Raw genomic sequence first — 23,499 nt, 5'->3', positions numbered from 1 at the left:
ATGCGGCCGGGAGAGTTCAAGCCGATCGAGATCGCCCGGCGCACCGGCGTCACCATTCGCGCCCTGCGCCTCTATGAGCAGCACGGCCTGCTGAAGCCCCGCCGCGACGCCAAGGGCTGGCGGATCTACGACGTCGAGGTCATCGCCCGCCTGCACCAGATCCTGTCCTTGAAGCGGCTGGGCCTGGCCCTCGCCCAGATCGGCGAGCTTCTCGGCCGCCGGGGCATCGATCTTGCCGCCACCCTCGAGGTGCAGGAGGCCGCCCTGCGCGCGCAGCAGGGGCAGCTGGACTCCGCCCTGGCCGCGATCCGCGGCGCCCGGTCCCGGCTGGCCGCGGGGGACGCCCTGGCGATCGATCTCCTCATCGACCTGACCCGCCAGGCCGCCCAGCCCAACCCGGAGCATTGGGGCGAGGCCTTCGCGCCCCTGATGCGCCAGCACCTGCGGCCTGAACAGATCGAAGACCTGGCCGCCCGCGACGCCTTTACCGCCGACGCAGCCAATGGCCGGCTGTGGGAGGGTCTGGTGGCCGAGGCCCGGGCCCTGATCGGCAGCGATCCCTCCGCGCCGGCCGCCCTGGACCTCGCCCGGCGGTGGCGGACCGCCCAGGCGCGGTTCACCGGCGGCGACCCCGCCCTTACCGCGGGCCTGCGGGCGGTCTGGCGCCAGGCGGTCTCCGACCCGGCCCTGGCCCCCAACGTCCCCATCGACGCGGAGATCTTCGACTTCGTCCTCGCCGCCGGCCTGATGCTGAAGGCGCGCGAAGAACCCTAGAGGGTTTCAGACCGCTCCGGCGTCGGTCAGGGCCCTCGGGCGTCGAGAAGTAGCTGACGAAATGGATCGCGATGAACGAAGCGATGAGGATCGGGACGGCGATCTGGACCCAGCGATTGCGCACGAAGATCGCCACCAGGCACAGACCGACGCTGGGCATGGCCCTGGCGAAGGTCGCCCATTCGAAGTGGCCAGACAGCAGGGTCATATTGATGATCGCGCCGCGGATGAGATAGCCGATCAACGCGGCGATGTAGCGGCGTCGGTTCTCCAGATGGAAGGCCCACGGGTCGACCGGAGCGTCGGAGGACGTCGCGGGCGCTGACAGCACCGCGGCGTAGAAGAGCGATGTCGGCCCGCTGAGCACCACCAGCAGCGACACCAGGCTCCAGGCCGGCGCGTCGCGCAGCATCCATAGGCTGCCCCACAGATCGATGTGGCAGGCCAGGATGATGACCAAGGTCGGCGACCAGCGCACACCGCCAGCCGAGTTCCAGGTGGCGACAGAACGCCAGCGTCGCTCAGAGCCCCTACGCTACGACGACCGCTTTGCCTTGCGAGGGTGGATCGTGTCACCTCGGCTCAGCATGCTCACCAGCTCGGCGATCTTGGCGGCGCGCTTCTCCGGGGTCTTGGCCTGCTGCACCCGGTAGAGGATCGCGAAACGGTTGGCGGAATCCAGCGCGTCGAACAGGTCTCGCGCCGCGGGTTCGGCGTGCAGCGCGGCCATCAGGTCGGCGTCCGGCTCGGCCTTGCTCTGGGCCGGATAGGCCGCCGCCCAGCGCCCGTCCGCCTTGGCCTCGTCGACCTGCGCTCGTCCGCGGGGATGCATGAGGCCTGCCTGCTCCAGCCTTTCGACTCGCTCGCGGTTGATCTGCGACCAGGCGCTCCGGGGCCGCCGTGGCGTGAAGCGGGTCTTGAAATAATGGGCGTCGATGCTGCCGAGTTGGCCGTCCACCCAGCCATGGGCCAGGGCGCAATCTATGGCGTCCGACTTGCTCACCGTCGGCTCCGGCGCGCCCTGCTTGGCGAACCGCAGCCAGGCGCCGGGCGACGTCTCCCCCTGCGCCGACAGCCACTCGCGCAGCGCCTCCGCATCGGCGAAGGTCAGAAGAGGCAGATCATCCTTAGGCACGCCGCAGCACCCGCAGGCTCTTCACCGCCCCCACCTCTTCGAACAGGTCCGAGGCCAGGGCCCGCTGGTAGATCTCGAACGGCGGTCGCCCCCCGTCCGCCGGATCGGGAAACACGTCGTGGATCGCCAGGGTCCCGCCCGCCATCAGGTGCGGCGTCCAGTGACGCCAGTCCCCGAGCGCCGCCTCCATCGTGTGGCCGCCGTCGATGAACAGGAAACTGAGCGGCGTCGCCCAGGCCTTGGCGATCAGGGCCGAGCGGCCCACCACCGGGAACACCACCTCCTCCAGCCCCGCGCGCCGCAGGGTCGTGCGCAGGAACGGCAGGGTGTCCATGGCGCCGGCCGCCGCATCCCACAGCTCGGCGTCGTGATACTCCCAGCCCGGCTGGTTCTCCTCCGAGCCGCGATGGTGATCCACCGAGAACAGCACCCCGCCCGCCGCCTGGCAGGCCGTCCCCAGATAGACCGCCGACTTGCCGCAATAGGCGCCGATCTCCAGGCATGGTCCGCGCGGCGCGCAGGCCAGGGCCGCCTCGTAGAGGGCCGCCCCCTCCGCCGGGTCCATGAAGCCTTTGACGCTGTCGATATCGATGGGGAGTTTCATGGGGCCTCACTAGCAGAGGCGGTTCGCAAGCGCGCGTCCGTGGCGTAACAGTCAGGACAGATTTGCGAAGGTCCCCCATGCGCCCCATCCTGCTGACCGCCCTCCTCGCCTTCCCCCTGCTCACCGCCGCGGCCAAGCCGCAGCCCGAACTGGTCCAGATCGCCAAGGCGGTCCAGCAGGATCGGTTGAAGGCCACCATCACCCGGCTGGTGGGCTTCGGCACCCGCCACACCCTGTCGGACCGCGCCTCGCCTACCCGCGGCATCGGCGCCGCCGAACGCTGGACCGCCGCCGAGTTCGAAGCGATTTCAAAGGACTGCGGCGGTTGCCTTACCGTCGCGGTTCCGAAGCAGACCTTCACCGGCAAGCGCGTGCCCAATCCGACCGAGATCGGCGCCATCCTCGCCATCCAGAAGGGGACCACCGATCCAGACCGGGTGATCGTCATCTCCGGCCACATCGACAGCCGCGTCACCGACGTCATGAACGCCACAGCCGACGCGCCCGGCGCCAATGACGACGGCTCCGGCACGGCCGCCGTCATCGAGGCCGCCCGTGTGCTGTCGAAGCACAGGTTCCCGGCCACCCTGGTCTTCGCGGTCCTGGAGGGGGAGGAACAGGGCCTCTATGGCGGCAAGGTCCTGGCCGCCTACGCCAAGGACCACGGCTGGAGGGTCGAGGCCGACCTCAACAACGACATCGTCGGCAACACCCATGGCGCCAGCGGCGTCCACAACGACCGCCAGGTCCGCGTCTTCTCCGAGGGCACCAAGGCCGTCGAGACCCCCGACCAGGCCAATGGCCGCCGCTACAACGGCGGCGAGGTCGACTCCCCCTCGCGCAACCTCGCCCGCTTCGCCGACGGCCTGGCCGAGACCTATCTGAAGGGCCTCGACGTGGTGATGGTCTACCGCACCGACCGTTATGGCCGCGGCGGCGACCAGGTGGAGATGCTCAACGCCGGCTTCCCCGCCATCCGGGTCACCGAGGCCGCCGAGCACTACGACCGCCAGCACCAGGACCTGCGCACCGAGAACGGCCGCCCCTACGGCGACACCATCGAGGGCGTCGACTTCCCCTATCTGGCCAAGGTCACCCAGCTCAACGTCGTGATGATGGCCGCCCTGGCCAGGGCCCCGGCGCCGCCCGAGGACGTCAAGATCGAGGGCGCCGTCTCCCCCGACACCAAGGTCGCCTGGTCCGCCAGCCCCGGCGCGGCGGGCTACCGGGTCCACTGGCGCGCCACCACCGCCCCCCGCTGGGAGCATGCCAAGGACACCACCGCCACGGCCGAAACCCTCAAGGGGGTGGTGATCGACGACTGGTTCTTCGGGGTCTCGGCCATCTCCGCCGACGGCTATGAGAGTCCGGTGGTCTTCCCCGGCGCGGCGGGGTCCTTCAGCGTCGCCAAGTAGCAACCTTCAGCGGCCCTAGGGGTTAAGTCGCCTGACCGACACCCTAGGGAGACACCCCATGCGCAAGCTCTTCGCGCCCACCGCCCTGATCGCCACCGCCATCGCCATGGCGTCCATGCCCGTCGCCGCCGACGCCCGCACCCGCACCCACAAGGTCTGGGTCTGCGAGAAGAACGTTCGCCACGCCGCCAACACCGGCACGGTGGTCGGCGCCGTCGGCGGGGCCCTGCTGGGCAGCGCCGTCGCCGGTCACGGCGCCAAGACCGAGGGCGCCGTCATCGGCGCGGGTCTCGGCGGCCTCACCGGCCACCAGCTGGCCAAGAAGAACGCCAAGAAGAACTGCCACTACGTCTATCGCCGCTACTAGGAGCGTATGCCCTCAGGGGGCATAGCTGGAGCGCGCCTTCACACCCCAGTGGCCGTTCTCCAGCGTGATCACATAGATTGAATCGAACCCGCCAATCACGCTGCCGTCCTTGCGGTAGCGGGTGAAGCGGGTGTCGATGTGCACCTTGTCGGCGCCCGCGTGGATCACGTCCCGCCGCTCCCAGGCCGAATGGTCCCACTCCGCCAGCGCGCCCTTGTCGAACATGCCGGGCTTGTGGTCGCCGGCCTGCAGGATCACCAGGGTCCCCGAGGCCAGGCGCACGCTCGGGAAGTTGAAGGTGGCGTCCCAGCGCGCCACGTCCCGCGCGTTGAACCCCGCCATGAACTCGTCCAGCACGCCCTGCGCGGCGGCGATCTCGGCTGCGAACTGCGCCATCGTCTTCTCCCTCTTTGCTGCTAGCATCGCGGCCAAATCCAGGGAGGCAAGCATGAACAAGCTGATCATCGGCGGCGCGGCGGCGCTCATCGCGCTGGGCGCGCTGACCACCACCGCGGTCGTCGCCAAGGAACGCTCCAAGATGACCTTCTTCATCACCAGCGTCGGCCCCGGCAAGGGCGGCGACCTGGGCGGGCTGAAGGGGGCCGACGCCTGGTGCCAGAAGCTGGCGACGGAGGCCGGCGCCGGCGACCACCCATGGCGCGCCTATCTCTCGGCGACGGACTCCAAGGGCAAGGCCATCAACGCCCGCGACCGCATCGGCAAGGGTCCCTGGTTCAACGCCAAGGGCGTGCAGATCGCCGCCAGCCTCGACCAACTGCACAGCGAGGCGGCGCTCACCGGCAAGGCCAATTCCCTCGACGAGAAGGGAAATCCCGTTAAGGGCCGCGGCGACAGCCCCAACCAGCACGACATGATGACCGGCTCGCTCGCCGACGGTCGCCTGGCCCCGCCGGTGGCCTCCCCCCTGCCCGCCAACGCCCCGGCCGGGACCCCCGCGCCGGTCGCGCCGCCGAACCTGACCTGCAACAACTGGACCTCCTCGAGCGCCAGCCGGACCATGCTGGGCCACCACGACCGCCAGGGCGGCGGCCAGAACCCCACCTCCTGGAACGCCGCTCACCAGAGCCGCAGCTGCTCGCAGCCCGACCTGGTGGCCACCGGCGGGAACGGCCTCTTCTACTGCTTCGCGATCAAGTAGCGGGGAGCGAGGCGAGGAAGGCCTTCAAGTCGGCCACGGACTTGTCGGGGATCTGCTCCATCGGCACGTGGCCGACGCCGGGATAGGTGATCAGCTTGGCGCCGGGGATGGCGCCGGCCAGGCCGCGCCCGGCGGCGACATCGATCACCGTGTCGGCCTCGCCGTGCATCACCAGGGTGGACGTCTTGATGGTCTTGAACACCGCGTTGTCGATCCGCCGCTGCGGGCCGTCGCGGCCGGAGGTCAGGATCGCCCGGTGCCCTGGCGCCAGCGCCAACTCCACATAGCGGTCCACCAGGGCCGGCGTGACGATCTTCTCGTCCACATAGGCCGACCTCAGCCCCTTGGCCGCCAAGGGCCGGGGATTGATGTTGCGCAGGAAGGCGCGGCCCACCGGGTTGCCCAGCAGCTTGAAGACCACCGGCGGCTTTTCCTTGCCCTTTTCCTCGCGAGGCCAGCCGGCGGCGTCCACCAGCACCAGGCCGCGCAACCGCTCGGGATGGGCGAGCGCATAGGCCCAGGCCACCCCACCGCCCATGGAATTGCCGACGATGACGAAGCGGTCGGCCTTGAGGTTGCGGGTCAGTTCGTCAACCACCGCCACATTGGTCGCCTGGGCCGCCACATAGCCCTCGGGCGCCCGCGTCAGGCCGTGGCCCGGCAGATCCAGGCTGATCACCCGGTAGTCCGGCGCGAGCCGCGCCACCCAGGGCTCCCAGGTGTGCAGGGAGGCCGCGAACCCGTGCACCAGCACCACGGTGGGTCCGTCGGCCCTGCCCTGGTCGCGGTAGTGGACCCGCAGGTCGCCCGGCAGGTCCATATAGTGCGACGCCGGCCCGCCGTACTTGGCTTCCAGGGTGGCGTAGGGGATGTCCTTGGCGGTGATCCCGCATCCGGCCAGGACCAGGCTCGCGCCCAGCACCGCCAACAGTCCAATCACCCTCTGCATGCCCGTCCCCCGTTTGGGGCATGAGCGCAGACTGACCCTTGGTCAGGTCAACCGCCTAGCCGCACTTCACCTCTTTCACGATCCCGGTCTGGGCGTCGTAGAAGAAGTTCAGCCGCCGGGGATTGTAGTCCATGGTCACCGGGCAGGTGGTGCAGGCCACCCGCTGCAGGGCCGGCAGCACCGGGATCGGGATCTCGGTCCGCGAGCGGCCGACATATTTCTGGGCCTCGGCCGCGCCGCACTGGTCGGCCGGCGGGGGCGGCGACGGCGCGGGGCGGTAGGGCGCCGGCGGAGGCGGCGCGGGCTGCGGCGCGTCGCTGGCGCAGGCGGCCATCAGCAGGGCCAGGCCTGCGCCCGCCAGGATCTTGAGTTTCATGCCTGTTTCTCCCAACCGCGTCCCTGCTGCTTCCAATAGGAGGCGGGCAGGCCCTTGGCCTTCACCGCGCTCCACTGGCGGCGGGCGAGCGCCACCGCCGCCTCGTCCCCGCCATCGAACAAGATCACGCACCGGGCGTAGTCGCCAAGCTCCCCGGGCTCGGCCCCGTCCACCAGGAACAGGGCGTCGGCCCCGTTGGGGTTCTCGGTCCCCGTGGTGAGCAGGATCGGTTGCCGCGCCGCCCCCGGCTCCTCGGCCGGGGCGTGGGGCAGGAAGCTCTCGTCGCGATAGGCCCACAGCCAGCCGTCCAGATGCTCCACCCGCTGCGGCCCGACGGCCCGGACAATGGCCTTCCAGCCCCGCGCCAGGGTCTTTTCCAGCAGTTCCGGCAGGGCCTGGTCCAGGCCCGTCCGCTCCAGGTGGTAGAACCACACCTCGCAGGCCATGCTCAGCCCCGCACCAGGTTGATCAGGGCCGCGGCCACCTCGGCCGGATGGGTCATCATCGCCAGGTGATGCCGGTCCAGTCTCAGGGTGGCGATGCCGTGGGCGCGGGCGACGGCCGCCTCGTCCTCATAGGCCTTGGAGAGCCGCAGATAGGCCCAGCCCACGTCGTCGGGCAGGTCGAGTTCGGGCTCGGCCTCCTCCAGATAGGCCATGGGGGTCGGCGTCAGCTCGGCGAGGAAGGCCTCGCGCCCCGCGCCCTCCGGCAGGGTGGCGGCCAGGGCGCCGGCCGGGAACCACTGGTCCCAGGGCGGGGCGCAGCCGTCGCGGGCGGCCTCCCTCAGAGTCCGCCCCAGGGCCTCGCCGGCGGTCTCGAACCAGCAGCGGCCGGGATTGGGCAGGATGGCGTCGAGGAAGATCACCTGGCTTACCGTCCCCTGCGCCGCCGCGGTCACCGATGTGGCCAGGGCCCCGGCGCCGGAATGCGCCACCAGCACCACCGGGTCCATGGGGGCGATCTGCGCCGCCACGCTCCGGGCCAGGGCCGGGAAATAGGGCGGGCTTACCCCGGCGAGGGCCGGCAGCCTGGGCGCGGCGGCCCAGACCCCCAGGTCGGCGAAGGCGTCGATCGCCGGCCGCCAGCAGCTGGCGCCCACCAGGGGGCTATGCAGCAGGGCGAAGCGCAAGGCGGGCGATCAGCCTTCGTACTTGTCGGCCACCATGCGGTTCAGCAGCCGCACGCCGAAGCCGGTGGCCCCGTCGGGGATGGTGGGGACGGTCGAGGGCTTCTTCCAGGCGGTGCCGGCGATGTCCAGGTGGGCCCACGGCACGCCGTTGACGAAGCGCTGGATGAACATCGCCGCGGTGATCGAGCCGCCGGGACGGCCCCCGGTGTTCTTCATGTCGGCGATCATCGAGTCGATGTTCTTGTCGTAGTGGGCCGGCAGCGGCATGCGCCACAGGGGCTCGCCCTCCGCGCCCGACGCGGCCATAAGATTCCCGGACAACTCGTCGTTATTGCTGAACAACCCGCCCACATCGTCGCCCAGCGCGATGATGATCGCGCCGGTCAGGGTGGCGAGGTCGACCATGAACTTCGGCTTGAACCGCTGCTGGCAGTACCAGACGGCGTCGGCCAGGACGAGGCGGCCCTCGGCGTCGGTGTTGATGATCTCGATGGTCTGGCCCGACATGGAGGTCACCACGTCACCCGGACGCTGGGCGTTGCCGTCGGGCATGTTCTCCACCAGGCCCAGGATGCCCACGGCGTTGACCTTGGCCTTGCGGCCGGCCAGCACGTGCATCAGGCCCGAGACGGCCGCCGCGCCGCCCATGTCGGTCTTCATGTGCTCCATGTTGTCGGCGGGCTTGATGCTGATGCCGCCGGTGTCGAAGCAGACGCCCTTGCCGACGAAGGCGATGGGCTGGGCCTTCTTGTCGTCGGCGCCGTTCCACTTGAGGATGGCCAGCTGGCTCTCGCGGATGCTCCCCTGCCCGACCCCCAGCAGCGAGCCCATGCCCAGCTTCATCATCTCGGCCTCGCCGAGGATCTCGACCTCCAGGCCCAGCTCCTCCAGCTGCTTCACGCGCTTGGCGAACTCGGCGGGATAGAGGACGTTCGGCGGCTCGGAGACCAGGTCGCGGGCGAAGCTGATGGCGTCGGCCAGGGCCGCCAGGTCGGCGAAGGCGGTGACGGCGGCGTCCGCCTCGGCGGTCACGACCTCGGTCTTGACGATGGAGGGCTTCTTCTCGGCCGCCTCCTTGGTGCGGTACTTGTCGAAGCGGTAGGCCGCCAGCCGCACCCCGAAGGCGGCCCGGGCCGCCTTGGCCGCGTCGGCGCCCGGCAGCACCACCCGCAGGGTGGTCAGGCCCGAGGTCTTCACCGCGGCATAGGCCGAGGCGGCCGCGGTCTCGGCGGCCATGGCGTCGAAGTCGCCGGCCTTGCCGGCGCCCACCAGCACCACGCGGGCGGCGTCCGAGCCGGAGGGCGCGAGCACGTCCAGGGTCTGGCCCTTGCCGCCGGTGAAACGGGCCCCGGCCAGGGCCTTGGCGAAGGCGCCGCCCTGGGCGGAGGCGGCCTCGCCCTCGAACACGACGATCGCCAGGGCGCTCTTTTCACCAAGCGCGGCGTCAGCCGCGACGAACTGGATATCCATGAATTTCTCTCAAACGTCTCAACCCGGCGCAGCGTGCGCCCTGAATCCTTCCCAGCCTCGCCGTTCGTGCGGCGGTTGTGTGGCGGGGCGACGCATGGTTTAGAGCAGCTTCCCGTTCCGGGCGCGGCAAATATCTTGGCCTGCCCTATATTTCTTGCCGATGCGCCTGATCGATCGATACCTGCTTCGTCAGCTCTTGGGACCGACCGTCTTCGCGACGCTCGCGCTGACGGCTGTCGCCCTGTTGTCCACCAGCCTGTCGCAGCTCGACATCATCGTCAGCCAGCGCCAGAGCGCCCTGGTCTTCCTGGAGGTGACCCTGCTGGCCATGCCGCAGCTCATCAACATGGTGATGCCCATCGCCCTGCTGGTGGCCGCCCTGGTGGCGCTCAACCGCCTGCACGTGGAGCAGGAGATCGTGGTCTGCTTCGCGGGCGGCATGAGCCGCTGGCGGGTGATCGCGCCGGCCCTGCGCCTGGCCGGCGTCGTCACCCTCATCGCGCTGTTCATGAACCTCTGGGTCCAGCCCGCCGCCTCGCGCCAGATGCGCGAGACCCTGTTCCAGGTGCGCACGGACCTGGCCTCCACCCTGGTCCGGGAGGGCGAGTTCACCGAGCCGGCCCCCGGACTGACCGTCTACGCCCAGTCGGTGGACAATGGCGGCCTGATCCACAACCTCTTCATCCACCAGACCAAGAGCGACGGCGGGGCCACCACCTACACCGCCGACGAGGGCCGCGTGGTCAAGCGCGGCGACAAGCCGGTGCTGCTGATGCGCAAGGGCTCCAACCAGGAGTTCAGCCGCACCGGGGTGCTGAACTTCCTGTCCTTCGACGAATACGTCTTCGACCTGTCGCGCTACCTGCAGTCCGACGAGATGGTCCACTACAAGCCGTCTGACCGCTACCTGCACGAACTGCTGTTCCCCGACCTGCAGCAGGTCTGGGAGAAGCAGAACCGCAACAAGCTGCTGGCCGAGGGCGCCGCGCGCCTGTCGACCCCGCTCTACAACCTCACCTTCATGAGCTTCGCCCTGCTGGCCATCATCGGCGGCGGCTTCTCGCGCCTGGGCTATGGCCGGCGCATCGCCACCGTCGCCGGCCTGGCCGTCGCCGTCCGCATCCTGGGCTTCGTCGTCCAGGCCGGCAGCGAGTCCGAGCCCTGGCTGAACCTGGCCCAGTTCATCGTGCCCCTGGGGGCCATGGCCCTCGCCCTGCGCGGCATCTTCAAGCAGCGGGTCAGCCGCTTCATCGACGTGCGCCTGCGCCCGGCCCGTATCGCCCAGGCCGCCGCATGATCGGGACCGGCCGCCTCGAACGCTACGTCCTGGTCCGCACCTTCACCGGCGTCGGCGCGGCGCTCGCCGTCATCTCGGCGGTGATCCTGCTGGTGCAGTTCGTCGACCTGTCGCGCTCGGTGGGCGTGCGCGCCGATGTCGGGGTCGCCCAGCTGTTCGGCCTGACCCTGCTCAAGGCGCCGGCCCTGATCCTGCTGCTGCTGCCCTTCGTCTTCCTGGCCGGCGGCATCAGCGCCTATGTGGGCCTCAACCGCTCCAGCGAACTGGTGGCCATGCGGGCCGCCGGCATCTCGGCCTGGCGCTTCATCCTGCCCTCGGGGGTGGCGGCCTTCCTGGCCGGCGTCGTGGCGGTCACCGCCTTCAATCCCCTGGCCTCGGCCTTCAGCGCCCGCTTCGAGGCCGACCGCGCCAGCCTGATGGAGAACTACCTCACCGACGCCCCCAAGGAGGTCTGGCTGCGCCAGGGGGACGACCGCAACCAGATCGTCATCCACGCCAAGGCCCGCGACGTCGTGGCCGGGCGGGTGCGGCTCAAGGGGGTCTCGCTCTTCGTCTACCAGAAGAACAAGGCCGGCCTGCCCGAGTTCAAGCGCCGGCTGGAGGCCGCCCAGGCCGAGCTGCTGCCGGGCTTCTGGAAGCTCACCGACGTGCGCGAGGCCACCGCCGGCGAAAGCTCGGTGCGCTCCGACTCGCTGTCGATCCGCTCCACCTTGGATTCCGAATCGGCCATGGAGCGGTTCGCCTCGCCCGAGGCCATCGCCTTCTGGCGGCTGCCCGCCGCCATCCGCCTGACCGAACAGGCCGGCTTCTCCGCCGACGGCTATCGGCTGCGCTTCCAGCAGCTCCTGGCCACGCCCCTGCTGTTTGCGGCCATGTCGGTGCTGGCGGCGGCCTTTTCCCTGCGCCTGGCCCGTTTGGGCGGCCTGGCGAGCCTCGCAGGCGCCGGCGTGGCCATCGGTTTCATCTTCTTTTTCTTCAACGAATTCTCCGGCGCCCTGGCCGATGCGGAGATCATCCCGCTCTACGCGGCCGCCTGGGCGCCGCCCTTGGTCGCGCTCCTGTCCGGGCTGACTTTGCTCTGCTACACCGAAGACGGTTGAATCGTTGGCGTTCCCGGCTATCAGTCCGCCAACAACCGCCTGGAGGGGGTTTCCTAGCTTCATGAGTCGTGGTCGCCGTTCCGTCTCCGTAAAGCGCGGCCTGCTGGCGAGCGTCGCGGTCATCGTCGTGGCGATGTCCGCGCAGGCCCACGCCCAGGCGCCGGTCGGCAAGGCCCCCGTCGACGGGCTCGAGCCCGGTCAGCTCTACATGGAAGCCGACCTCGTCATCCGCGACGACAAGAACAAGATCACCACCGCCCGCGGCCAGGCCGAGGTCCGCTACGAGGGTCGCACCCTCCGGGCTGACGAACTCATCTATGACGAGGTCCGCGGCGTGATGACCGCCAAGGGCCAGGTCCAGATCATCAACGCCGACGGCAGCATCGAATATGCCGACGAGCTGGTGCTGGACGACGCCATGAAGGCCGGGGTCGCCACGGGCTTCGCCGCCCGCCTGGCCCCCAGCATCAAGCTGGCCGCCGCCACCGCCGTCCGGCGCAGCGAGCGGGTCAACGAACTGAACCGCGCGATCTACACCCCCTGCGAGATCTGCGCCGCCGACGGCTCGCCCAAGACCCCCACCTGGTCCATCAAGGCCGACAAGGTGGTGCAGGACCGCGACCGGCAGCTGATCTACTACCGCAACGCCGTGATCCGCATCTTCGGCGCCCCGGTGCTCTATCTGCCGCTGTTCTGGCACCCCGACCCGCAGGCGGTCCGCAAGTCCGGCTTCCTGCCGCCCAAGCTCGGGGCCTCGAACCGCCGGGGTCTCAGCTATGAGCAGCCCTATCTGCAGGTTCTCTCGCCGTCTTCGGATATCACGCTAAGCCCTCAAATTAACACGAAAGTTAATCCGTTCTTCAACGGGCATTACCGCAAGCGGTTCTACTCCGGGGCCGTCGACGCGCGGTTCGGCTACACCTACGACGAGGACTTCGACGGCAAGGGTAACCGCTTCGGCGACGCCACCAGCCGCAGCTACGTGCTGGCCGCGGGCCAGTTCGCCATCGACGAGCGCTGGAACTGGGGCTTCACCGCCGAGCGCACCTCCGACGACCTGCTGTTCGACAAGTACGAGATCGGCGACGTCTACACCGCCCGCGGCCCCTATGTGGCCGACGACCGCCGGCTGATCTCCCAGATCTACGCCACCCGCCAGGACCAGCGGTCCTACTTCTCGGCCGCGGCCTTCTCCATCCAGGGTTTGCGCCCCGGCGACAACGACCGCACCTTCCCCATCGTCGGTCCGCTGATCGAGGCCCGGTGGGAGCCCGAGACCAATATCGCCGGCGGCCGCCTGCGCCTGCTGGGATCGGCCGTGGCCCTGACCCGCGATCAGTCGCCGGTCGGCGCCCCGCCCCTGCACCTGGCGGGCCTCGACAGCCGCCGCGTGACCGGCGAGGCCGACTGGCGCGCCACCTACACCGCCCCCGCCGGCATAAGGGTTTCGCCCTTCCTGAACCTGCGCGGCGACGCCTACAGCCTCGACGACCTGAACGCCGTCAAGGGCGCGTCCAAGACCCTGTCGCGGGGCCTGGCCGTGGCCGGCGCCGACATCAGCTGGCCCTTCGTGCGCCGGTTCTCCGACTCCACCGTGATCCTGGAGCCCATCGTCCAGATCGCCGCCTCCCCCAACGCCCGTCAGGTGGTGGTGGGTACCAGCGCCACCGGCGCGCCGGTCTATCTCAACGAGGATTCCGTCGCCTTCGAGTTCGACGAGACCAACCTCTTCCGGGCCAACAAATTCCCCGGCTACGACCTCTACGAGGACGGCGTGCGGGTGAACGCCGGCGGCCGGGCCTCGGTGTTCTGGGACGACGGGCGCCGCGCCAGCCTGCTGGTGGGCCGCAGCTTCCGCAACCAGAGCAACGACGTCTTCTCCACCCAGAGCGGGCTGCGCCAGACCAGCTCCGACTGGATCGTCGCCGCCGACGCCCAGCCCATCAAGGGTCTCTCATTCTTCGCCCGTACGCGATTGGATTCAGACGACTTTACGGTCCAGCGGGCCGAGGCCGGCGCCAACATCTCGATGAAGCGGGCCAACGGCTATTTCCGCTACCTGCGCGACCGCGCCAACGCCAACGGCGTCAAGGTCGAGAACCTCGATCTCGGCGGCGACCTCTACCTCACCAAGCACTGGGGCCTGACCGCCTACGGCAACCGCGACCTGGTCCAGGACGCCTGGGTGATCCGCGATCTCGGCGTCACCTACCGCGACGACTGCACCCGCGTGGACATCATCTATCGGCGTGAAGACACCGTGGTCGGCCGCCTTGGCCCCACCGAGTCCATCGCCATACGCCTCACCCTCGCCACATTGGGCGGACCGTTGTATGCGAACTGAAATTCGCCACCGAAATGGCCCTTCGCACCGACCTGCCCATGGCCATCCGCTCCAAGGAAACTCCTCACCCATGATGCGTGCGCGTAATGTCACGGGCCTTTCGGCGCGCGGCGCCGCCATGGCGATCGCCCTGGCCACGACAGCGATTCCCTCGGTCCTCTGGGCCCAGGAGGCGCCGCCGGCGGCCACCGCTCCGGTCGAGACCGCCGCCCCGGCCGCCCCGGTCCAGCCGGCGGGGATCAACGAGTCCGTCGCCGCCGTCGTCAATGACGACATCATCTCGACCTACGACCTGGCCCAGCGGATGCGCCTGCTGATCGCCACCTCGGGGGTCCAGCCGACGGCTCAGAACCTGCCCCAGTTCCAGCGCGAGGCCCTGGTGGGCCTGGTGGACGAGCGCCTCCAGCTCCAGGAACTGCGCCGCGTCGAGCGCGACCAGAAGATGGAGATCATCGCCACCGACGACGAGGTCACCGAGGAACTGGCCGACATGGCCAAGGGCAACAACATGTCGCTCGAGCAGTTCCTGGGCAATCTCAAGGCCCAGGGCATCGGCGAGGAGACCCTGCGCCAGGAGGTCCGCGCCAACACCAGCTGGCAGCGCTGGATCCGCGGCCGCTACGGCTCGCGCCTGCGCATCGGCGACGACCAGGTGAAGGCGGTCCAGCAGCGTCTCGCCGCCGCGGCCTCCAAGCCCCAGTACCAGATCAGCGAAGTCTTCATCGACGCCAACCGCGTCGGCGGCATGGACACCGCCATGACCGGCGCCGGCCAGCTCATCACCCAGATGCAGCAGGGCGCGCCCTTCCCCGCCGTCGCCCGCCAGTTCTCCGCAGCCGCCACCGCCGCGGCCGGCGGCGACGCCGGCTGGATCACCGCCGGCGAAATGGCCCCCGAGGTCGACGCGGCCCTGGAGCAGATGCGCCCCGGTCAGCTCTCGCGCCCGATCCAGGTCAAGGACGGCGTCTACATCATCTACCTGCGCGACAAGCGGGCCGGCGCCGGCGGCATGATGGTCAGCCTCAAGCAGGCCGCCGTCGGCCTGCCCCAGACCGCCGACCCGAGCGCCGTGGCGGCCGCCAACGCCAAGCTGGTGGCCCTACGCGCCCAGGTGACCGGCTGCGGCGACCTGGAGGCCCAGGCCGCCAAGGTGCCCGGCGTCGTCGCCGGCGACCTCGGCGAGGCCGAGATCAAGGACCTGGCGCCCGCCTTCCGCGAGGCCGCCGAAGGCCTCGAGGCCGGGCAACTGTCCCAGCCGATCCGCACCAGCGCCGGCCTACACCTGCTGGCCGTCTGCGCCAAGCGCGCCAGCGGCGGCGAGGGCCAGTCCAAGGAGCAGATCGAGAACCGCCTGTTCGGTCAGCAACTGAGCATGATCGCCCGGCGTTACATGCGTGACCTTAGGAATTCGGCGACCATCGAGACCAAGTGAAGACAGGCCCACTCGCCCTGACGCTCGGCGATCCCGCCGGCATCGGACCGGAGATCATCGTCAAGGCTTGGGCGCAGCTGCGTCAGTCGGGGCCAGCCTTCCTTGTGGTCGGCGACAGCCAGTCCCTGGCCTCGGCCTCCGGCTCGGGCGCGGCCATCGTGCGCCGGGTGATCTCGCCGGACGAGGCCGCCAGGGTCTTCCCCGACGCCATTCCCGTCCTCGACATTCCCCTGCGCGCGCCGGTGGTCTCGGGCCAGCCCACCGCGGCGGCGGCCAAGTCGGTGATCCAGTGGATCGAGACCGGGGTCGGCCTGGCGCTCTCCGGCCAGGTCTGCGGCCTGGTCACCGCCCCCATCGCCAAGGCCCCCCTCTACGAGGCCGGTTTCGCCTTCCCCGGCCATACCGAGTTCCTGGGGGAGCTCACCCAGTCCACCCGCTATGACGGGGCCCGCGGCCCCATCATGATGCTGGCCGTGCCCGGCCTGCGCACCACCCTGGTCACCGTCCACGAGCCCGTCGCCAAGGTGTCGGCGGCGCTCACCATCGAGAAGGTGGTGAACGCCGGCCTGGTGACGGCCCAGGCCCTGCGCCGCGACTTCGGGATCGAGGTCCCCCGCCTGGCCGTGGCCGGCCTCAATCCCCACGCCGGCGAGAGCGGGACCATCGGCCGCGAGGAGCACGACATCATCGAACCCGCCGTCCGCGCCCTGCGCGACCTCGGCGTCGACGCCGTCGGCCCCACCCCGGCCGACAGCCTGTTCCCGGAAGAGATGCGCGCCCGCTATGACGCAGCGCTGTGCATGTATCACGATCAGGCGCTTATCCCCGTGAAGATGCTCGACTTCTGGGGCGGCGTTAATGTGACCCTGGGCCTGCCGATCGTGCGCACCTCGCCCGATCACGGCACCGCCTTCGACATCGCCGGGCGCGGCCTGGCCCGCGCCGACAGCCTGGTGGCCGCCATCCGCATGGCCGACGAGATCGCCACTCGCCGCGCGGCCTGATAGGCAGGGCCATGACCCTCGACGACCTCCCGCCCCTGCGCGACACCCTCGACGCGCACGGCCTGATCGCCAAGAAGAGCTTCGGCCAGCACTTCCTCTTCGACCTCAACATCACCCGCAAGATCGCCCGCCTGGCGGGCGTCGGCGCCGGCGACCACGTCATCGAGGTGGGGCCGGGCCCTGGCGGCCTGACGCGGGCCCTGCTGGAGACCGGCGCGCGGGTCACCGCCATCGAGAAAGACCCCCGTTTCCTGCCCTTGCTGCAGGAGCTGGCGGAGGTGAGCGGCGGCGCCCTGACCGTCCTGCTGGAGGACGCCCTCACCGCCGACGAGGCCGCCCTCGCCGCCGGCCGGCCGACGGCGGTGGTCTCCAACCTGCCCTACAACGTCGGCACCCCCCTGCTCATCAAGTGGCTGACCGGCCCCTTCACCCCGGCCTCCCTGACCCTGATGTTCCAGAAGGAGGTGGCCGAGCGGATCGTGGCCGCCCCGGGCTCGGACGCCTATGGCCGCCTGGCGGTGATCGCCCAGGCCACCGCCGACGCCAAGCTGGTGATGGAGGTCTCGCCCCGGGCCTTCACCCCGCCGCCCAAGGTCACCTCGGCCGTGGTCCACCTGGTCCCGCACGCGACGCGCCTGGACCAGGCACTGCTGAACGCCCTGCAGACGGTCACCGCCGCAGCCTTCGGCCAGCGCCGCAAGATGCTCCGCTCCAGCCTCAAGCAGCTGGGCGGCGAGAGCCTCTGTGAGAAGGCCGGCATCGATCCCTCACGCCGGGCCGAGACCCTCGACGTCGCGGAATTCCTGAACCTGGCCCGCGCGATCTAGCGGGGGGCGAGGCGCGGCGCGCCCAGCCCGCAGGCCTCCGGGCCACGCCCGCGGCCGTCATGCCAGCTCGGGCCGCGACGCCCCGCGCAGGCGGTCTCCGGGTCGGTCGCCGCGCCGCTGGAGGAATAGGACAGGCCGATGGACTGGCGGTCGCCGGCCCCATAGCCGCCATAGCCGTCATAGCCGCCATAGCCCCCGTATCCGTAGCCGCCGAACCGCGCGTTGCGGCTCTCGCTGACGGCGATGGCCAGGGTTCCGGTCTCGCCGATGGGGATCAGGCTCATCGCGTAGGCGCTGCGATAGCCGCCGGTGCCGACCGCGATCCCCACCTCGCCGTGGACCTGGCGCTTGCCCTCCCCGGGCGTGATCCCGTCCACGCCCTCGTCCTCGAGGCTGGGGGTCGGCGTGGACCTGATGAACTGCTCGATCTGGGCCGCGGTGGAGAGCTCCGCCGCCGGCGCCGGGGTGGCCGAGGCCGTGGCGACCGCCTCCTCCGCCCGCGCGCCGCTCGCCGCCAGCAGGGCCGAAAGCGCCAGGCCGGCGGTCCAGGATCGTGGCGTCATGGGAAAAGCTCCTTCGTCCCCAAGCTCGTCCGCGATTGCGGCGCGCTGAGGGCCCGACGGTTTCAGTCCTATCGCAAAAGCGAGATCGCGCCATCCCAGGCGAGCTTGCCCCCCACCCCGATCAGCAGCAGGTAGATCACCCGGTAGAAGGCGGCGCCCGGCACGCGCCGGACCAGCCAAACCCCGGCCCAGGTCGAGGCGATGGCCAGCGGCAGCAGGGCGACCGAGGTGGCCAGGCTCTGGTGGGTGAACTGCCCCAAGGCCAGATAGGCCGGGACCTTCATCCAGTTGACCACCGCGAAGAAGATGGCGCTGGTGCCGATGAACACATCGCGCTCCAGCTTCTTCGGCAGGACGTACATCTGGAAGGGCGGACCGCCGGCGTGGCTGATCTGGCTGGTGAAGCCCGCGGCGATCCCCGCCAGCACGCCGCGCCAGGGCAGGCCCTCGGGCCGCGCCGCCACCACCGGCGCCGCCGCCCGCTCCAGCCACAGCCGCTGCAGGGCGAAGACCACGCTCACCGCCCCCACCGCCAGCTCCACCGCCCCGGGCTTGACGAAGGCCGCGAGCGCGAAGCCCGCGAAGATCCCCACCGCCGCGCTGGGCAGCATCAGGATCAGAATCCCCCGGTCCCAGGTCTTCCGGAACGCCCAGACGCTGACCACGTCCTGGACGATCAGGATCGGCAGGGTGATGGAGGCCGCCAGCACCGGCGAAACCGCGAGCGCCATCAGCGGCACCGCGATCACCCCGATTCCGGCGAACCCGCCCTTGGCCAGGCCCAGGATGATCACCGCCGGAACCGCCAGGACGTAGAACCACGGGTCGGTGATCATCGGCGCCGGCCGCTCTGGTCCGAGCCGGTCGCGACATCGGTCCCCGGCCCGCCGTCGCGGATGGTCTTGTCGCGATAGATCACCGCCCCGATCAGGTTGGGCGTCCGGCCGATCGCGGCGCAGAAGTCGTCCCAGTGCTCGCTGGGCACCCACAGGCAGGGGCTGCGCGGATCCTCGTCGATGGCCAGGTCCACCAGGTCGCGGATCCCCATCATCCCAATGCGGCCACGCGGGCGGCGAGCGCGGTGTTCACCGCCTCATAGGCCGGCACGAAGTCGCGGGCGATCTGGGCCTTGGAAAACGTCATGGGGATCAGGCCCCGCAGGTCCTCGCCGTGCAGGAGCCGCGTGCCGCCGGCCTCCGGCGACAGGGTGAAGTGATGCCGGCCCCTGAACAGCAGGGGGACCGTCCCGGCCCAGGCCAGGGTCCGGCCCGGCTCGCAGGCCACCAGGGTCACGGTCTGGGAGATCGTCGCCCCGGGCGTCTTGGAGGCCAGGTTGCGGAACACCATCTTGACCTTCGCCCCGGGCGCCGCCTCCCCGTGGGCCTCCAGGTTGAGCGGGTTCCACGCGCCATAGCGTTCGAAATCGGCCAGCACCGACCACACCGCCTCCGGCGCCGCGGCGATCAGGGCCTCGGTGCGGATCAGGTGGGCCATCAGCGCTTCTTGCCCAGCTCGACGGCGATGTCCTTCACCATCATGCCGACCTTGCGATAGGCGCTGATGATCTGGTCGTGGGTCACCCCCCAGCGCTTGGCCCAGTATTCCACCTGGTGGCGCTCCTTGGGATCGAGCCGCGGCGAGTCGCGGAAGTCCCGCTTGCCCTTGGGTTCGGCCATGTCAGCTCCTTGAATCCGAGCCCCTGGATTGTCACCGTCCCCGGCCTTGGGCAAGTCCCGCCGCGAGGCTTGCCGCTGGGCCATGCCCAGGGTCTAGACTGGCGGGGGGGCCCGAGCTCGGAGGAGAGGCCCGCCATGGTCGCACCTGGACTCATCGCGGCCCTGCTGATCGCTGGCGCCGCGCCCCCCACCCCGGTCGGCGTCTGGCAGGACACCAACCAGCGCACCCGGGTGGAGATCGCCCCCTGCGGCGACCGGCTGTGCGGCGAGATCGTCTGGTTCCAGTGGCCCAACAACGCCCAGGGCCTGCCCCTGGTGGACCGCAAGAATCCCGACCCGGCCCTGCGCGGCCGCCCCCTGCTGGGCCTGCAGATCCTCTACGGCCTGCGCAGCGTCGACGGGCGCACCTGGAAGGACGGCCGCATCTACAATCCCGACGACGGCGTGAACTACCGGGCCACCATGACCCTCGACGACGACGGCGCCCTGCGGGTGCGGGCCTATGTACTGCATCCCCTGCTGGGCAAGACCCGGGTCTTCCTCCGCGCCCCCGACGCGTCCGAGGGGCCGCCGGCCCCCTGACGCTCAGGCCGCCGGGCAGGCCAGGCCCAGGCGCACGCCCTTCAGATAGCCGCGCCGCGCCGTGGCCGCCAGGATCGCCAGCCGCAGCTCGCGGTCCAGCTTGCCGGCCTGGGTCATCAGGCGCAGCACCCAGCGATAGGGGATGGCGCCGCGCACCGCGCCCACGATCGCCCGGTCAGCCGCCCGGCCCATGGCGCCCGAGCGGGTCTCGACCGCCGCCAGCACATCGACGTCGGGCCCCAGCAGATCGTCCAGCTGCAGGATCTCCCGGGCCAGGGCGGCGCAGTCGGGGGGCGTGGCCAGGGCGTAGGGCGCCAGCGCCACCGCCTTCAGCTCCGGCGGCGTCACCGCCCCGGAAATCCCCAGGCCGCTCTCCCCGCCCCGCGCCATGGCGCTGGAACGCTGGGCGGCCGACGCGCGCTCGGTCGGCGGGGCCTTGGTGGAGGCGCAGCCCCCCGTCGCCAGGCCAAGGGCCAGGATGGGGACGAGGACGGCGCGGGAGAAGGTCTTGGTCATGGCGGTCACGGTCTCAACCCAGGGTGCGTGCGAGCTTGGCCGTGCAGGACGCTCCGCGACCTGATTCAGATCAAGGCCCCGCAAGGTTCTGGGTCGAGGATCGCCCCCGCCCTTGACCGCCGAGGGCCCGTGCCGCCTGACTGCGGCCGATGGAGACGCCTATCGAAAACGATCTTCTGCTCCGCCTGGGCCTGGCCCTGGCCATCGGCCTCATCGTCGGCATCGAGCGCGGCTGGCGCTGGCGCGACGCGCCCGAGGGCGCCCGCACGGCCGGGGTGCGCACCTTCACCCTCATCGGCCTGCTGGGGGGCCTCTGCGGCGCCCTGTCGATCCTGGCGGGCAGCTTCGTCCCCTGGGTCGCGGGCCTGGCCGTCCTCACCGCCGCCTTCGCCGTCTTCAGCTACCGGGAGAGCACCTTCGAGGCCGACTTCAGCGTCACCAATGTGGTGGCGGCCATGACCGTCTTCGTGCTGGGGGTCCTGGCGGCCATGGGCGACATCCGCGCCGCCGCCGCCGGCGGGGTGGCCACCGCCGGCCTGCTGGCCAGCCGCGAGACCCTGCACCGCGCCGTCGCCCGCCTCAGCTGGATCGAGCTGCGCTCGGCCCTGCTGCTGCTGGCCATGACCGTGGTGATCCTGCCCCTGCTGCCCAACCGCACGGTCGACCCGCTGAACGCCCTCAATCCCCACGAGCTCTGGCTGCTGACGATCCTGATCGCGGCGGTCTCCTACAGCGGCTACATCGCCCAGAAGGTGGCCGGCCCCGACCGCGGACCGCCGCTCGCGGGCCTGCTGGGGGGCCTGGCCTCCTCCACCGCCACGACGCTGGCCATGGCCCGCCTGAGCCGCCAGGCCGACGACGCCCGCGGCCTCGGCTCCGGGGTCTGCCTGGCGGCCATGGTCTCCCTGATCCGCGCCACCGTCCTGGCCGGGGTCCTGCAGCCGGCCCTGGTCCCCCTGGTGGCCATTCCCGCCGCCGCCGGCGCCCTGGTCTTCGCCGCCGCCGGCCTCCTGCCCCTGCTGCGCCCGGCGCTCGGCGCCCCGGCCCGCCCCGACACCGTGCCCTTCGAGCTCTCGGCCGTCCTCGGCTTCGGCCTGCTGCTGATCGTCGTCACCTTCCTCGGCGCCTGGGTGACCCGGGAGGCGGGCGTCACCGGCGGCTACCTGTTCGCCGTGGTCTCGGGCCTGGTGGACGTCGACGCCATCACCCTTTCCACCGCCCGATCGGTAGCCCGTGGCGTCAGCCTCGACTTCGCCGCCGGCGCCATCCTGGCCGCCTTCGCCGCCAACGCCGTCCAGCGCGCCGTCTTCGCCCACCTGTTCGGCAGCCGCCCCTTCGCCCTGCGCTTCACCCTGGTCTCCGCCCTGGCGCTGGCCGCCGGCGCCACGGCCTGGGGGGTGCGGGCGGCGCTGTAGCGCGACGCAGACTCCTCCTCTCCCCTTTCAAGGGGAGAGGTTGGGTGAGGGGGTGAGGAACTCCGGCTCGCGCTTGCGAGCCGGTTGAGATCGACAACGATTTGTCGATCTCAGTGACGAACGCCTTCGCGCAGCGAAGGCTCGTGCCGACGCGCACCGCCCAGCCGAATCGCCCCCCTCACCCCACCCTCACCCCCCGAAGAGGCGGGGGGAGAGGACCTCTCGCAACCGGCGACCACACCCCCTAAGCTGCCCCCATGTCCACCAAACGCCCCGGCGTCCTCCTCGCCATCGCCTCGGCCGTCCTGTTCGGCGCCAGCACCCCCTTCGCCAAGCTGCTCCTGGGAGGCGGGGTCAGCCCCTGGCTGCTGGCCGGCCTGCTCTATCTCGGCTCGGGCCTGGGGCTCACCGTCGTCCACCTGGCGAGGGGCGCCCTGGGGGTCCCGGCCGCCGAGGCGCCCCTGCGCCGCGCCGACCTGCCCTGGCTGGCCCTGGTGGTGCTGAGCGGCGGGGTCGTGGGTCCGGTCCTGCTGATGGTGGGTCTGGCCACCACCGCGGCCTCCAGCGCCGCCCTGCTGCTCAACCTCGAGGGCCTGGCCACCATGGCCATCGCCTGGATCGTGTTCCGCGAGAACGTCGACCGCCGCCTGCTGCTGGGCGCCGCCGCCATCCTGGCCGGCGCCGTCATCCTCTCCTGGCAGGGCGGTCCCGCGGGCCTCGGCCTCGGCGCGCTCGCCATCGCCGGCGCCTGCCTGGCCTGGGGCATCGACAACAACCTGACCCGCAAGCTCAGCGCCGCGGACCCCGTCCAGATCGCCCTCATCAAGGGCCTGGCCGCCGGCGCGGTGAACCTCGGCCTGGCGCTCACCCTGGGCGCCCATCTGCCGCCCCTGACCCAGACCCTGGGCGCGGGCCTGGTGGGCCTGCTGGGCTACGGCGTAAGCCTGGTCATGTTCGTGCTCGCCCTGCGCCACCTCGGCGCGGCCCGCACCGGCGCCTACTTCTCCACCGCCCCCTTCATCGGAGCGGTCCTGGCCATCGCCATGTTCGGCGAGCCCGTCACCCTGCAGCTCGTCGCCGCCTCCGCCCTGATGCTGATCGGCGTGGCCCTGCACCTGATGGAAGCCCACGAGCACCCCCACACCCACGAGGCGATGAACCACGAACACCGCCACGTCCACGACGCCCACCACCAGCACGAGCACGGGCCCGACGACCCGCCCGGCGAACCCCACAGCCACCCCCACCGCCACACCCCCCTGACCCACACACACGCGCACTACCCGGACCTGCATCACCGGCACGGGCACGGAGCGGGGTAGGCGAGGCCGCAGGCTCATCTCCTCTCCCCTTTCAAGGGGAGAG

27 protein-coding genes are annotated in these 23,499 nt (G+C 70.9%); 13 read left to right on the top strand and 14 right to left on the bottom strand.

Annotated features, from left to right (window positions below; translation table 11 throughout):
* Positions 1-774 carry a MerR family transcriptional regulator gene (locus tag ACO06I_RS03895; protein WP_421931297.1) on the top strand — a complete coding sequence of 258 codons (774 nt, stop codon included), beginning with the start codon at positions 1-3 and terminating at the stop codon, positions 772-774.
* A gap of 535 nt (positions 775-1,309) precedes the next feature.
* Here the strand turns inward: ACO06I_RS03895 and ACO06I_RS03890 are convergent.
* Together ACO06I_RS03890 and ACO06I_RS03885 are read right to left on the bottom strand one after the other, a co-directional pair.
* Positions 1,310-1,909, bottom strand: a complete 600-nt coding sequence (locus tag ACO06I_RS03890; protein ID WP_421931296.1) for a YdeI/OmpD-associated family protein — start codon at positions 1,907-1,909, stop codon at positions 1,310-1,312.
* Positions 1,902-2,513 carry a class I SAM-dependent methyltransferase gene (locus ACO06I_RS03885; protein ID WP_421931295.1) on the bottom strand — a complete coding sequence of 204 codons (612 nt, stop codon included), beginning with the start codon at positions 2,511-2,513 and terminating at the stop codon, positions 1,902-1,904. The genes ACO06I_RS03890 and ACO06I_RS03885 overlap by 8 nt, the downstream gene beginning before the upstream one ends.
* A 77-nt stretch (positions 2,514-2,590) precedes the next feature.
* Here ACO06I_RS03885 and ACO06I_RS03880 point away from each other — a divergent pair, with 77 nt between their 5' ends.
* Positions 2,591-3,928 carry a M28 family peptidase gene (locus tag ACO06I_RS03880; RefSeq protein WP_421931294.1) on the top strand — a complete coding sequence of 446 codons (1,338 nt, stop codon included), beginning with the start codon at positions 2,591-2,593 and terminating at the stop codon, positions 3,926-3,928.
* A gap of 58 nt (positions 3,929-3,986) precedes the next feature.
* Positions 3,987-4,295 (top strand): glycine zipper 2TM domain-containing protein, encoded by a 309-nt coding sequence (locus ACO06I_RS03875; protein WP_421931293.1) that lies wholly within the window; start codon positions 3,987-3,989, stop codon positions 4,293-4,295.
* 12 nt (positions 4,296-4,307) lie between these two features.
* Here the strand turns inward: ACO06I_RS03875 and ACO06I_RS03870 are convergent, their stop codons facing one another.
* The gene (locus tag ACO06I_RS03870; protein WP_421931292.1) at positions 4,308-4,691 is read right to left on the bottom strand and encodes a hypothetical protein; all 384 of its coding nucleotides are present in this window, start codon (positions 4,689-4,691) and stop codon (positions 4,308-4,310) included.
* A 52-nt stretch (positions 4,692-4,743) separates the two neighbouring features.
* Between ACO06I_RS03870 and ACO06I_RS03865 the strand changes: the two genes are divergently transcribed.
* The gene (locus ACO06I_RS03865; RefSeq protein ID WP_421931291.1) at positions 4,744-5,454 is read left to right on the top strand and encodes a hypothetical protein; all 711 of its coding nucleotides are present in this window, start codon (positions 4,744-4,746) and stop codon (positions 5,452-5,454) included.
* Here the strand turns inward: ACO06I_RS03865 and ACO06I_RS03860 are convergent.
* From ACO06I_RS03860 to ACO06I_RS03840, 5 genes are read right to left on the bottom strand one after another with little or no spacing between them, the layout of a single operon-like run.
* The gene (locus ACO06I_RS03860) at positions 5,447-6,403 is read right to left on the bottom strand and encodes an alpha/beta fold hydrolase (RefSeq protein ID WP_421931290.1); all 957 of its coding nucleotides are present in this window, start codon (positions 6,401-6,403) and stop codon (positions 5,447-5,449) included. The genes ACO06I_RS03865 and ACO06I_RS03860 overlap by 8 nt on opposite strands.
* A 55-nt stretch (positions 6,404-6,458) precedes the next feature.
* Positions 6,459-6,779 (bottom strand): peptidase inhibitor I78, encoded by a 321-nt coding sequence (locus ACO06I_RS03855; protein WP_421931289.1) that lies wholly within the window; start codon positions 6,777-6,779, stop codon positions 6,459-6,461.
* Positions 6,776-7,225 carry a DNA polymerase III subunit chi gene (locus ACO06I_RS03850; RefSeq protein ID WP_421931288.1) on the bottom strand — a complete coding sequence of 150 codons (450 nt, stop codon included), beginning with the start codon at positions 7,223-7,225 and terminating at the stop codon, positions 6,776-6,778. The genes ACO06I_RS03855 and ACO06I_RS03850 overlap by 4 nt, the downstream gene beginning before the upstream one ends.
* Before the next feature lie 2 nt (positions 7,226-7,227).
* Complete coding sequence (locus ACO06I_RS03845; protein ID WP_421931287.1) at positions 7,228-7,908, bottom strand: alpha/beta fold hydrolase; 681 nt, start codon at positions 7,906-7,908, stop codon at positions 7,228-7,230.
* Between the two features lie 9 nt (positions 7,909-7,917).
* On the bottom strand, positions 7,918-9,378 hold the full coding sequence (locus ACO06I_RS03840) for a leucyl aminopeptidase (RefSeq protein ID WP_421931286.1): 1,461 nt from the start codon (positions 9,376-9,378) through the stop codon (positions 7,918-7,920).
* Between the two features lie 160 nt (positions 9,379-9,538).
* Here ACO06I_RS03840 and lptF point away from each other — a divergent pair, with 160 nt between their 5' ends.
* From lptF to rsmA, 6 genes are all read left to right on the top strand, one after another.
* Positions 9,539-10,675, top strand: a complete 1,137-nt coding sequence (lptF, locus tag ACO06I_RS03835) for an LPS export ABC transporter permease LptF (protein WP_421931285.1) — start codon at positions 9,539-9,541, stop codon at positions 10,673-10,675.
* The gene (locus ACO06I_RS03830) at positions 10,672-11,775 is read left to right on the top strand and encodes an LptF/LptG family permease (protein WP_421931284.1); all 1,104 of its coding nucleotides are present in this window, start codon (positions 10,672-10,674) and stop codon (positions 11,773-11,775) included. Before lptF ends, ACO06I_RS03830 begins: the two co-directional genes overlap by 4 nt.
* 61 nt (positions 11,776-11,836) lie before the next feature.
* Positions 11,837-14,119 (top strand): LPS-assembly protein LptD, encoded by a 2,283-nt coding sequence (locus ACO06I_RS03825; RefSeq protein WP_421931283.1) that lies wholly within the window; start codon positions 11,837-11,839, stop codon positions 14,117-14,119.
* 70 nt (positions 14,120-14,189) lie between these two features.
* Positions 14,190-15,551, top strand: coding sequence for a peptidylprolyl isomerase (locus tag ACO06I_RS03820; protein WP_421931282.1), 1,362 nt, complete (start codon positions 14,190-14,192; stop codon positions 15,549-15,551).
* Positions 15,548-16,555 (top strand): 4-hydroxythreonine-4-phosphate dehydrogenase PdxA, encoded by a 1,008-nt coding sequence (pdxA, locus tag ACO06I_RS03815; RefSeq protein WP_421931281.1) that lies wholly within the window; start codon positions 15,548-15,550, stop codon positions 16,553-16,555. The genes ACO06I_RS03820 and pdxA overlap by 4 nt, the downstream gene beginning before the upstream one ends.
* An 11-nt stretch (positions 16,556-16,566) precedes the next feature.
* A complete protein-coding gene (gene rsmA, locus ACO06I_RS03810; RefSeq protein WP_421931280.1) occupies positions 16,567-17,382 on the top strand; it encodes a 16S rRNA (adenine(1518)-N(6)/adenine(1519)-N(6))-dimethyltransferase RsmA in 816 nt (271 codons plus the stop codon).
* Here the strand turns inward: rsmA and ACO06I_RS03805 are convergent.
* From ACO06I_RS03805 to ACO06I_RS03785, 5 genes are all read right to left on the bottom strand, one after another.
* A complete protein-coding gene (locus tag ACO06I_RS03805; protein ID WP_421931279.1) occupies positions 17,379-17,945 on the bottom strand; it encodes a hypothetical protein in 567 nt (188 codons plus the stop codon). The two genes, rsmA and ACO06I_RS03805, sit on opposite strands and share 4 nt — an antisense overlap.
* Before the next feature lie 68 nt (positions 17,946-18,013).
* Positions 18,014-18,781, bottom strand: a complete 768-nt coding sequence (locus ACO06I_RS03800) for a sulfite exporter TauE/SafE family protein (RefSeq protein WP_421931278.1) — start codon at positions 18,779-18,781, stop codon at positions 18,014-18,016.
* Complete coding sequence (locus ACO06I_RS03795; RefSeq protein WP_421931277.1) at positions 18,778-18,996, bottom strand: hypothetical protein; 219 nt, start codon at positions 18,994-18,996, stop codon at positions 18,778-18,780. Before ACO06I_RS03795 ends, ACO06I_RS03800 begins: the two co-directional genes overlap by 4 nt.
* A complete protein-coding gene (locus tag ACO06I_RS03790) occupies positions 18,993-19,439 on the bottom strand; it encodes an SRPBCC family protein (RefSeq protein WP_421931276.1) in 447 nt (148 codons plus the stop codon). The genes ACO06I_RS03795 and ACO06I_RS03790 overlap by 4 nt, the downstream gene beginning before the upstream one ends.
* Positions 19,439-19,621 carry a DUF3606 domain-containing protein gene (locus ACO06I_RS03785; RefSeq protein ID WP_304783446.1) on the bottom strand — a complete coding sequence of 61 codons (183 nt, stop codon included), beginning with the start codon at positions 19,619-19,621 and terminating at the stop codon, positions 19,439-19,441. Before ACO06I_RS03785 ends, ACO06I_RS03790 begins: the two co-directional genes overlap by 1 nt.
* 135 nt (positions 19,622-19,756) lie before the next feature.
* Between ACO06I_RS03785 and ACO06I_RS03780 the strand changes: the two genes are divergently transcribed.
* Positions 19,757-20,203, top strand: a complete 447-nt coding sequence (locus ACO06I_RS03780; protein WP_421931275.1) for a DUF2147 domain-containing protein — start codon at positions 19,757-19,759, stop codon at positions 20,201-20,203.
* A gap of 3 nt (positions 20,204-20,206) precedes the next feature.
* Here ACO06I_RS03780 and ACO06I_RS03775 read toward each other — a convergent pair whose 3' ends face one another.
* On the bottom strand, positions 20,207-20,719 hold the full coding sequence (locus ACO06I_RS03775; RefSeq protein ID WP_421931274.1) for a hypothetical protein: 513 nt from the start codon (positions 20,717-20,719) through the stop codon (positions 20,207-20,209).
* 149 nt (positions 20,720-20,868) lie between these two features.
* Here ACO06I_RS03775 and ACO06I_RS03770 point away from each other — a divergent pair, with 149 nt between their 5' ends.
* Both ACO06I_RS03770 and ACO06I_RS03765 read left to right on the top strand, forming a co-directional pair.
* Entirely contained in the window at positions 20,869-22,134 is a 1,266-nt protein-coding gene (locus ACO06I_RS03770; protein WP_421931273.1) for an MgtC/SapB family protein, read from the top strand.
* A 257-nt stretch (positions 22,135-22,391) separates the two neighbouring features.
* Positions 22,392-23,456, top strand: a complete 1,065-nt coding sequence (locus ACO06I_RS03765; protein ID WP_421931272.1) for an EamA family transporter — start codon at positions 22,392-22,394, stop codon at positions 23,454-23,456.
* Positions 23,457-23,499 lie beyond the last annotated feature (43 nt).

Origin of the sequence: Phenylobacterium sp. (genome assembly GCF_965229015.1) — a bacterium.
GTDB lineage: Bacteria > Pseudomonadota > Alphaproteobacteria > Caulobacterales > Caulobacteraceae > Phenylobacterium.
This window is presented reverse-complemented; position numbering and strand designations above follow the sequence as displayed.